Origin of the sequence: Streptomyces sp. NPDC059900 (genome assembly GCF_050270335.1) — a bacterium.
Lineage (GTDB): Bacteria > Actinomycetota > Actinomycetes > Streptomycetales > Streptomycetaceae > Streptomyces.
Genome location: NZ_JBNNJZ010001011.1, coordinates 1 through 1,721, shown reverse-complemented (window position 1 = coordinate 1,721; position 1,721 = coordinate 1). Strand labels below are relative to the sequence as shown.

Below are 1,721 nucleotides of genomic sequence, written 5' to 3'. Positions count from 1 at the left end.
ATCCTGATGATCGTGTGGGGGTACCGCATGTGGTGGCAGCGCGGCCGCGGCGGTTCCTTCGGGCGTCCGATGCCGCGCGGGGCGTGGCAGAACGTACCGGCGTACGTCCTGGTCCCGCTGATGGCGGCGATCGCCGTGCTCGGCTACTACGTGCCGCTGCTCGGCATCCCGCTGGCGGCCTTCCTCGCCGTGGACATCGCCCTCGGCGAGATCGCCTACCGGCGCGGCAGGCGCAGCTACAGCTGAGGGACGCTCAGTCGTGGGTGCTCGCGCCGCTGAGGTGATGGTCGGCGAGGTTGAGGACCTCGTCGACCACGCGGCGCAGGTGCCCGTCGGGCGGGCCGTAGACCATCCGCCGTCCCTCCTTGCGCACGGACACGAGTCCGGCGATGCGCAGTTTGGCCAGGTGCTGGCTGACCGCCGGGCGGGCGGCGCCGCACGCGGCCGTCAGCGTCGTGACGTCCGCCTCACCTTTGGCGAGGGTGTGCAGCAGGGCGAGGCGGGTGCGGTCGGCGAGGAGGCCGAGAACCTCGGCCGCGTGTGCGAAGTGCTCGGCGCCCGGATCTTGCGGGTGCGCACCGTGCGCAGGTGATAGGTGCTTGCGTGCGCTCATACGCACATAATGGCTGGGGGCGCCTCGCGGTGTCCACTCTCCCGTCCCGCGTCGGAAGGCCGTACTCGTGAGTGAGCAGCACGGACACCCCCACCCTCCGCACGAGCACCACCCTGACCAGCGCCAGGGCCACACCCACGAGCACGGCCACGAACACGGCCACCAGCACGGCCGCGGCCACGGTCATGAGCCGGGCGGGGCAGGGCGCCTGGCCCGGTGGCGGCACAAGGCCGGGCATGTGCTGAAGCCGCACTCCCACGAGGCCGCCGACAAGGTCGACCCGGCCCTCGAATCGTCCGCGCGCGGCATGCGCGCGCTGTGGATCTCCCTGGCCGTCCTGGGCGTGACGGCCGGCGCCCAGGCGGTGATCGTGCTGCTCACCGGCTCGGTCGCGCTGCTCGGCGACACCGTGCACAACACGGCGGACGCACTGACCGCGATCCCCCTCGGCATCGCCTTCGTCCTGGGCCGCCGGGCCGCCACCCGCCGCTTCACCTACGGCTACGGCCGCGCCGAGGACCTCGCGGGCATCGTCATCCTCCTGACGATCGCCGCATCGGCGGCCTTCGCGGCCTGGGCGGCGATCGACCGGCTCCTCGACCCCCGCACCCTGCAGCACCTCTGGGTGGTGGCGGCCGCCGCCGTCATCGGCTTCATCGGCAACGAATGGGTCGCCCGCTACCGCATCCGCGTCGGCCGCGAGATCGGCTCGGCCGCCCTGGTCGCCGACGGTCTGCACGCCCGCACCGACGGATTCACCTCCCTGGCCGTCCTGTTCGGCGCGGGCGGCGCCGCCCTCGGCTGGCGGCTCGCCGACCCGATCGTGGGCCTGCTGATCACCGCCGCGATCCTGCTGGTCCTGCGGGACGCCGCGCGCGAGGTCTTCCGCCGGGTGATGGACGCGGTCGACCCCGCCCTGGTCGACGCGGCGGAACAGGCGCTCTTGACGGTTCCCGGCGTACGCGGGGTCGGCGAGCTGCGCCTTCGCTGGATCGGGCACCGGCTGCGCGCCGAGGTGGCGGTGGTGGTGGACGGCGAGCTGTCGGTACGCGATGCGCACGAGGTCGCGGTCCACGCCGAGCACGCCCTGCTGCACGCGGTGCCGAAG

2 protein-coding genes and 1 pseudogene are annotated in these 1,721 nt (G+C 73.4%); 2 read left to right on the top strand and 1 reads right to left on the bottom strand.

The window, feature by feature from the left end:
- Positions 1-246, top strand: a pseudogene (locus tag ACQKIP_RS46725) (PepSY domain-containing protein); the annotation flags it as partial.
- A gap of 7 nt (positions 247-253) precedes the next feature.
- On the opposite strand, the gene ACQKIP_RS46720 reads toward ACQKIP_RS46725, so the two are convergent.
- Positions 254-613: an ArsR/SmtB family transcription factor gene (locus ACQKIP_RS46720; protein ID WP_365854118.1), complete on the bottom strand. Its 360-nt coding sequence runs from the start codon at positions 611-613 to the stop codon at positions 254-256.
- Between the two features lie 67 nt (positions 614-680).
- Between ACQKIP_RS46720 and ACQKIP_RS46715 the strand changes: the two genes are divergently transcribed.
- Positions 681-1,721 (top strand): cation diffusion facilitator family transporter (locus ACQKIP_RS46715; protein ID WP_427745791.1); only part of this gene is annotated, 1,041 nt, incomplete at its 3' end.